This window comes from Halanaerobiales bacterium, assembly GCA_035270125.1.
GTDB lineage: Bacteria > Bacillota > Halanaerobiia > Halanaerobiales > DATFIM01 > DATFIM01.
This window is the reverse complement of the sequence record DATFIM010000194.1, coordinates 1-7,764: the sequence shown is the minus strand read 5'-3', so window position 1 is coordinate 7,764 and position 7,764 is coordinate 1. Positions and strand designations below refer to the sequence as shown.

General features: G+C 27.6%; 9 protein-coding genes. 5 read left to right on the top strand and 4 right to left on the bottom strand.

The genetic code is table 11. The annotated features are described in order from the left end of the window. Window positions 1-43: 43 nt before the first annotated feature. Window positions 44-1,471 (bottom strand): nicotinate phosphoribosyltransferase, encoded by a 1,428-nt coding sequence (locus VJ881_09870; GenBank protein ID HKL76360.1) that lies wholly within the window; start codon window positions 1,469-1,471, stop codon window positions 44-46. A gap of 160 nt (window positions 1,472-1,631) precedes the next feature. Here VJ881_09870 and VJ881_09865 point away from each other — a divergent pair, with 160 nt between their 5' ends. From VJ881_09865 to VJ881_09855, 3 genes are read left to right on the top strand one after another with little or no spacing between them, the layout of a single operon-like run. Next, window positions 1,632-2,267 (top strand): ABC transporter ATP-binding protein, encoded by a 636-nt coding sequence (locus VJ881_09865; GenBank protein ID HKL76359.1) that lies wholly within the window; start codon window positions 1,632-1,634, stop codon window positions 2,265-2,267. Between the two features lie 31 nt (window positions 2,268-2,298). Next, window positions 2,299-3,090 (top strand): iron export ABC transporter permease subunit FetB, encoded by a 792-nt coding sequence (gene fetB / locus VJ881_09860; GenBank protein ID HKL76358.1) that lies wholly within the window; start codon window positions 2,299-2,301, stop codon window positions 3,088-3,090. A 23-nt stretch (window positions 3,091-3,113) separates the two neighbouring features. After that, entirely contained in the window at window positions 3,114-4,259 is a 1,146-nt protein-coding gene (locus VJ881_09855; GenBank protein ID HKL76357.1) for an HpcH/HpaI aldolase/citrate lyase family protein, read from the top strand. Window positions 4,260-4,270: 11 nt separating this feature from the next. Here the strand turns inward: VJ881_09855 and VJ881_09850 are convergent, their stop codons facing one another. Both VJ881_09850 and VJ881_09845 read right to left on the bottom strand, forming a co-directional pair. Beyond that, a complete protein-coding gene (locus tag VJ881_09850) occupies window positions 4,271-4,630 on the bottom strand; it encodes a hypothetical protein (GenBank protein HKL76356.1) in 360 nt (119 codons plus the stop codon). A 1-nt stretch (window position 4,631) separates the two neighbouring features. Further along, window positions 4,632-5,882, bottom strand: coding sequence for a DUF1576 domain-containing protein (locus VJ881_09845; GenBank protein HKL76355.1), 1,251 nt, complete (start codon window positions 5,880-5,882; stop codon window positions 4,632-4,634). Between the two features lie 209 nt (window positions 5,883-6,091). Between VJ881_09845 and VJ881_09840 the strand changes: the two genes are divergently transcribed. Next, on the top strand, window positions 6,092-6,625 hold the full coding sequence (locus tag VJ881_09840; protein HKL76354.1) for a LiaF domain-containing protein: 534 nt from the start codon (window positions 6,092-6,094) through the stop codon (window positions 6,623-6,625). A gap of 48 nt (window positions 6,626-6,673) precedes the next feature. Here VJ881_09840 and VJ881_09835 read toward each other — a convergent pair whose 3' ends face one another. Further along, window positions 6,674-7,204, bottom strand: coding sequence for a fasciclin domain-containing protein (locus tag VJ881_09835; GenBank protein HKL76353.1), 531 nt, complete (start codon window positions 7,202-7,204; stop codon window positions 6,674-6,676). Window positions 7,205-7,387: 183 nt separating this feature from the next. On the opposite strand from VJ881_09835, the gene VJ881_09830 reads away from it, so the two are divergent. Next, window positions 7,388-7,744: a PadR family transcriptional regulator gene (locus VJ881_09830; protein ID HKL76352.1), complete on the top strand. Its 357-nt coding sequence runs from the start codon at window positions 7,388-7,390 to the stop codon at window positions 7,742-7,744. Window positions 7,745-7,764: the final 20 nt, after the last annotated feature.

Sequence of the window (7,764 nt, the reverse complement as noted above, 5' to 3'; positions counted from 1 at the left end):
AACAAGCCGCCATTTAAGGCGGCTTTTTATTTTAGAAGTTAATTTATTTTTGGCTATTTTGATTTAATAATTTTCTTTTTAAATCAAATAATTTATCAGATAAATCTACTTTCATAATATGAGGATTAGTTAAACGTTTATATTCATTACCTAAACTTTCTTTTTCTTTTTCAGTATATTTTTTTATTTCCTGAACTGAAGGTGAATCATAAACTAACTTTCCATTTTGAAAAATTGGATTAAGCATTTCTCGTAATTTATAACTTCCTTTTTTAAGAGTGGTTGTTTTCCATGAATCTCTTGAATCAAAAAGAGTAATAGGGCCATTTTCTTTAATTTCTTCATCCTGAAGAGCAATTAGATCAGCTCTAATAGTCATTGTATTTTTATCATAAATTCTAATCAATTTTTTATTTCCAGGATTGGTTACTTTTTCTATATTATCAGAAATTTTTATTTTTGGTTCATTATTATATTCGCTCATTTTATAAACTGCGCCAAACGAAGGACAATCATGAGAAGTTATTAGTTTAGTTCCCACTCCATAGAGATCTATTTTAGCTCCCTGTAGATTTAAAGATGTAATTACATTTTCATCAAGACTGCTTGAAGCAATTATTACTGCATCTTCAAATCCTGCCTCATCTAACATTTTTCTTGATTCTTTAGATAAATAGGCTAAATCACCACTATCCAGTCTAATACCGTAAAAATCAGAATCAATTCCCTTTTCTCTCATCTCTTTAAATACTTTTATTGCATTAGGTACTCCTGATTTTAAAGTATCATAAGTATCTACCAATAAGATACAGCTATTAGGAAAGTTATTGGCATAGGTACGAAAAGCTTCCAATTCACTATCAAAACTCATTATCCAACTATGGGCATGAGTTCCACTTACATTTACTCCGAATTTTTTGCCTGCTAAAACATTGGAAGTACCACTACAACCTCCAATTACAGCTGCTCGCGCACCATATATACCTGCATCAGGGCCATGAGCTCTTCGTAAACCAAATTCAAGTACATTTTTCCCCTGGGTTGCTTTAGTAATTCTAGCTGCTTTTGTAGCTATTAAAGATTGATGATTAATAAAATTAAGTAATGGGGTTTCTAGTAATTGGGCCTGAAGTATAGGAGCTTCAACTTTAAGTAGTGGTTCTTTTGGAAAAACAACACTTCCTTCAGGTACTGAATAGATATCTCCGGTAAAACTGAAATTTTTAAGATATTCTAGGAACTTATCATCAAAACCCTGATTTTTTAAGTATTCTATATCATCCTTTTCAAAATCAAAATTTTCAACATATTCAATAATTTGCTCTAAACCAGTGAAAATAGCATATCCATTATTACAGGGATTCCTCCTATAAAAAAGATCAAAAACTGCTTTTTCTTCTTTTCCCTTTTTATAATAACCCTGAGCCATAGTTAATTGATAATAATCAGTTAATAGATTTAAATTTCTCATTATTTTCCCCTTCCCAACAAAAAGTGAGATAATTAAGATAGTCTATATTATTTTTTCTACAATAAATCCCAATTTCCTTTTATTTAATTGACAAATCATGTATTATAATTATAATGAAAGAAAAGATATAATTGTAATAATTAAGGAAGGTGAACAATAAATGTTTAAATTAAATAATGTAAAATATAAAGATATCTTAAAAGTAAATAATTTAGAATTAGAAGAAAATAAAATAACCTGTATTGTTGGAAAAAGTGGGGGAGGTAAAACTACATTTTTAAAGCTATTAAATAATATGATATCTCCTTCTTCTGGGATTATAAAATTCAAAGGTAAAAATATAGTTGATTATGACCCTGTAGAATTAAGACGTGAAATACCTATGTTGCCTCAAAATCCTGTGGTTTTTTCTGGAACCATAAAAGATAACTTTGATTTAGCTCTAAAGTATGCAGAATTAAAAACAAAAAGTAAGAAAGCTTATAAAGAAATTCTGGGAAAAGTAGGTTTGGAGGAACAAAAACTTGATAAAATTGCTGAAGATTTATCCGGTGGAGAAAAACAACGGATTTCTTTAGCTAGAATATTGCTTTTAGAACCTAATATTCTTCTTTTAGATGAGCCTTCTTCTGCACTTGATGAAAAAACTGAAAAGTTAATAATAGATACAGTAGTTAATTATATAAAAAGAAAAAATGGAACTTTAATAATGGTAACTCACTCTACTAAAATAGCTAAAGAATATGGTGATGAGATTGTTACTATTAATCACGGGAAAATTGATAAAAGCAATTAAATAGAAATAAATAGAAAGGAAGGTTTTATTTATGGAAGGAACTATAAATATTGAATTAATAAGACTTATTTCAGCTTATATTTTTGTATTAATTTTATTAGCTATAGTAAAATATAAAAAAATCGGTAATCAGGGTCAAATAATACTTGCTTCTCTGAGAATGACTATTCAATTAGTTATTGTTGGTTTTGTTTTAACATATATTTTTCAAAATCCAAATCCTTATATTATTTTAGGTATTTTGGTTTTAATGGAAGGGTTTGCTATTTTCAATATTTTTGGAAGGGTGCAAAGAAAAATATCTAAAAATTTGAAAATGGTTATAGCTTTTTCTATGATTACTGGAACAGTAATAAGTATCTTATATTTTATCTTAATTGTAGTAAATTTGGAACCATGGTTTAAACCTCAATATTTTATTCCCCTTTCCGGAATGTTAATTGGTAATTCAATGACCGGTATTTCGTTAGGGGTTGAAGGTTTAGTAAATGGTATAAAGGATAATAAAGAATTAATAGAAAATGCTTTAATGCTGGGAGCTGATCCGGCTGAAGCCAGTAAAGAAATTAGTAATCGAGCTTTTTATAATGCTATTTTACCTACATTAAATTCTATGCTTGGAATGGGGATTGTATTTTTGCCAGGAATGATGACCGGACAAATGTTAGCAGGTGCTACACCTATAACTGCAATTAAATATCAGATAGCAATTATGATGGGGATCCTGGGGAGTGTAACTCTAACTGTTTATCTTCTGGTTACTTTTGGTGCCAAAAGTTTTTTTAACGAAAGAGCTCAGATAAAAATTGAAAATGATAAATAATAAATTTTAGAAAGGAGGAAAAGATGAGACATCATCAATACAATCCTGATTTTAATTTTATAAAAGAGCCTGGGGAGTTTAATAAATATACTGATAGAGAATTCTTGCAATATTGTCTGGGAGCAATATTATATACACCAGGAACTAAAAATATAAAAAGTGCAATAATAAATAATAAATTTCCAGGATTAACAACAATGGTTTTAGATTTTGAAGATGGGATTGAAGGTAAAGATTTATCTAAAGCAGAAGAAAATGTAATTGAATTGTTAACTTTTGTATCTAAAAAAATCGATTCCAGAGAGTTATCTCATAATAAGCTACCTTTATTTTTAATAAGACCAAGAAATCTTAAGCAATTTAAAAAATTCACCAAACAGTTAAATAAAAATCATATAAAAATTTTAACTGGTTTTGAATTACCAAAGTTTAATTCAAATAATGGAAATCAGTATCTGGAACATTTAAAAAAATTAAATAATGAATTTGATGAAATATTATATTCTTTACCTGTTTTAGAAGATGAAAAAGTTGCCTATAAAGAAAATAGATCAGATGAATTAATGAATATAAAAAAAATAATAAGTTCTTATGATGAATTAATTTTAGATATGGGGATTGGAGGGACTGACTTTTCATCTTTATTTAATTTGCGAAGAAATATAGATAATACTATTTATGACTTGATGAATGTAAAAGATTGTTTAACTGATATAATGAATTATTTTAATAGAAAAGATAAAAACTATATTTTTTCAGGACCGGTCTGGGAATATTTTGATAATGATAATGAAGTCAATTATACAAAATTAAAAGAAAAGGATTTCCCTGACATCTTATTTAGAAAAGAAACATTTATTAATAAAGCTATAGATGGTTTATTAAGAGAAGTACTACTTGATAAGGCTAATGGTTTCATAGGTAAAGGAATTATACATCCCAGTCAGATAAAATATGTTAATGCAATGCAGGCAGTTCCTAAAGAAAAATATGAAGATGCACTTCAAATTTTAGACACTTCAGATGGGGTTATAAAAAGCAAAAATGAAAATAAGATGAATGAAATCAATCCTCATAGAAGCTGGGCTAAAAAAATAAAATATAGAGCAAAAGCTTATGGAGTAATCAAGGATAATAATGATTATGTTAAACTATTTGCCCATATTTAAATATAAAAATTTTATTTATTATTTTTTTTAAAATTTCTGTATAAAGTTAAGCTTAATCCTTTTTCGGGATCATAATGGATGCTTGCTTTATCAGACATAAGCCCAACAAGAGTAAATTCATCATTATAGTCCTGTTGTCCTACTAATTCCCAATAATATTCTTCCATTTCTGGTTGTTTTTCAACATTAATCATTTCTTTTATATTTTCAATTCTTTCTTTAGAAACACCTTTAGAGTTGTCTTTAAATTGGATAATATATTTTTCATCATCCATTTTGATGTTAATATTCATCTCTGTAGCATCATGAATAAAAGAAAAACAAAGAATTTCATCTAATAATTTTACCAACTTCATTTTTTCGTGTTTCATATTATCTCTCCTTTTTTAATCCATCAAGTAGGGGGTATAAAAATGTTGCTACAAGTCCCCCAGAAAAACCGTTATTATATAGATTTAGACCACCATGTAAATAAACTAAATTACCAACAACAGTTAAGTGTAAAAATCCGGCAATAATTCCACTTATACTACCAAAAAATCCAGCAATAGGAGCAAGAGTTGTCGAAAATAAAAGAGCTAAAATAAAAGAAGGATTTTGTAGTGTCCAACCTTTTGTTAATGCTCCTAATAATACTCCAATAACTACCGGACCAGTATTAAAAGGATGTTTTCCAAAAGCAGAAAATCCTACTATAGTAAAAATACCACCAACTACAGGTCCATTTAGAGGTGCTTTTATTAAAATGATAAGCAATGTATATGCAAGACCCATAATTCCCATATTGATTAGGGTGAGTGGGAAACCATCTGAAATGACAAAATCTGTTACTGCTCGTCCTGGTCTTTTCCATAACTTTTTTAAATTTTTAATTGACTGGTTATTTTGATTGGCTAATAAATAACCAATTATGATCATTGATGTAAAATATAAACAAAGAAAAATAAATATTGGTTTAGTAAAATTAGTGGACCAGATAAGATGGCCCTGGAAATCAAAATTAAAGGCTCTAAATACCGAAATTAAAATGGTTCCTATTATACCAGCCGTAAAACCAATATTATATAAGTTAAACCCCTCATGGGCTACAATAACATGGGAGGCAATAGGAGGAATAATAAAACCTATAATTATTCCTAAAAGAGTTCCAAAAATAATTCCTGTTATAGAAAAATTAAATATAGAAGCTATTTGACTTACCATAGGGGCAAGTGCTGTTCCAAATAAAGCTGGTATGATAAATTTATTAAAATTTTCTTTTTGATAAATTGAATAAAACCATACACCTATAATGATAGGGATAACATTAATTGTATTTTTGCCAAAAAGTGAAAAACCAGATATAGTAAAGATTGCGGCTATACTTAAACCATTTAATTTTGTTTTATTTATTTTAATAAACAACAAAGCAATAAGGCCTAACAAACCAGAATTAATGAAAGCTGAACCCAGGCCTCCAATTTTAATATAATCAGAAATTAAAATATCTGTTGAAAATAGAATTTTTTTATAACCAGGCAAAATTTCATTTAAAGGGGTAGTAAATAACGCAAAAGCTATTAATGTTATTAAATAAAAAGCAATTATTTTAAATTTTATTTTTTCGGATAGTCTTTTTTTCATTTTCATCTCCTTATTTAAAATTATTATATAAAAGTTACAACACTACTAATGATAATATATTTACATAGTACTTTCAAATGTTATTGAAAAATATAATTATCTGGAAATTTTTTAAAATAATAAAGGATAAAATTAGTGTTATGGTGAATTATATTTATAATAAAAAAAATGAATTAAGAAAAAAAAGAGAAGAGAGGGGGGAGTTTTAGATGAAATTATATTTTTTTCCAGGGAATATTTTATTGGGTATAATTTTAATTTTATTTGGTTTATCTGCAATCTTGAGAGAATATGGTATTAATATACCCTTTTTTAGAGTTTTATTTGCTCTTATATTAATTTATTTGGGATTGACAATGTTGTTAGGAAAACCACTTTTTAGAACAGATGATAATATATCATTATTTACTAATACTGATATTAAGGTCACTAAAAACATTAATGAAGAGTATAATATAATTTTTGGAACCGGAGAAATTGATATGAGAGAGCTGATAATTGAAGAAACGAATAAGCCTATTGAAATAAATGTTATTTTTGGAAATGGAGTACTAAGGATAAACAAAGATCATCCAGTATTGATAGATGCAAGTTCTGCTTTTGGTTCTGTTCGTATGCCTGAAGGCAATAATATTGTTTTTGGAGATTATACCTATCAGAATGAAGTCGAGGACTCAGAAAGAAAAAGAATTTTTATAAAAGCAGATGCTGTTTTTGGGAATTTAAAAATAATAAGTGAATAAAATAAGACCGCAAATAATCTTTGTTGGATTACTTGCGGTTATATTTTTTTATAAATTTTCTGGTACTAAAACTTTATTTATTACATGAATTACACCATTACTGGTTTCAATATCTGTCACTGTTACCTGTGCATTATTAATATACACATTGCCTTCTTCTATACTTATTGTAATACTCTCCCCAAAAAGGGTTTCTACCATAGTTCCATCCATTTCAAGTACATCTTCAGCCATTACTTTACCATTCACTACGTGGAATAATAATACATTCTTTAATTGATCTGGATTTTCTAATAAATTATCTAAAGTACCTTCTGGTAATTCTGAGAAAGCTTGATCAGTTGGGGCAAAAACTGTATATGGCCCTTCACCTTTAAGTGCTTCTACTAAACCAGCTTCCTGAATAGCGGTTACCAATGTATTAAATCCTTCAGCTTCTATTGCAGTATCAACAATATCTTTCATATCACCATGATTACTGGCTGAACTAATACCTATAAAACCAAGAGAAAACATTAACATTAAAGCCATTCCTAAGGACAATACTTTTACTGTGTTTCCCATTAAATTTTTTTTCATTTTTCAAGTCCTCCTTGTGAATATCTGATTTAATATATATATAATATCATATAATAATATATATAGTTGTATCCTGAGATACACTTTTTTAAAAAATTACTTATATCATTATATTTCTTGATTTACCTATAAGTTCTAGGTATAATAAAGTATACATAGTATTTCTAGGTATTGGAGGTTATTATGGATATATCAAAAGATTTAATTGCTGCTTCAGCTACACCTCTTATTTTGGGGATTTTAAAAAAAGAGGATAGTTATGGTTATGAAATAATCAAAATTATAAAAAAATCTTCTGATAATGAAATTATCTGGACTGAAGGAATGTTATATCCAGTATTACACAGACTTGAAGATAAAGGATTTATTGAATCTTATTGGGAAAAGCCTGAATCAGGAAGGAGAAGAAAATATTATTTTTTAAAGAAAAAAGGAGAATTAGAATTAGAAAAACATAAAAAACAGTGGGAAATAGTTTATTCAACATTATCTGCAGAAATTTACAATGATAAGGATAATGAAAAAGAAGGGGAGAATTAAAATGTTTGATTTAGAATTAA

Excerpts from the sequence above, each read along its gene's own strand:
- VJ881_09840 (HKL76354.1), top strand. The coding sequence starts at position 6,092 with ATGAAATTATATTTTTTTCCAGGGAATATTTTATTGGGTATAATTTTA.
- fetB (HKL76358.1), top strand. The coding sequence starts at position 2,299 with ATGGAAGGAACTATAAATATTGAATTAATAAGACTTATTTCAGCTTAT.
- VJ881_09850 (HKL76356.1), bottom strand. The coding sequence starts at position 4,630 with ATGAAACACGAAAAAATGAAGTTGGTAAAATTATTAGATGAAATTCTT.
- VJ881_09870 (HKL76360.1), bottom strand. The coding sequence starts at position 1,471 with ATGAGAAATTTAAATCTATTAACTGATTATTATCAATTAACTATGGCT.
- VJ881_09865 (HKL76359.1), top strand. The coding sequence starts at position 1,632 with ATGTTTAAATTAAATAATGTAAAATATAAAGATATCTTAAAAGTAAAT.
- VJ881_09835 (HKL76353.1), bottom strand. The coding sequence starts at position 7,204 with ATGAAAAAAAATTTAATGGGAAACACAGTAAAAGTATTGTCCTTAGGA.
- VJ881_09855 (HKL76357.1), top strand. The coding sequence starts at position 3,114 with ATGAGACATCATCAATACAATCCTGATTTTAATTTTATAAAAGAGCCT.
- VJ881_09845 (HKL76355.1), bottom strand. The coding sequence starts at position 5,882 with ATGAAAAAAAGACTATCCGAAAAAATAAAATTTAAAATAATTGCTTTT.
- VJ881_09830 (HKL76352.1), top strand. The coding sequence starts at position 7,388 with ATGGATATATCAAAAGATTTAATTGCTGCTTCAGCTACACCTCTTATT.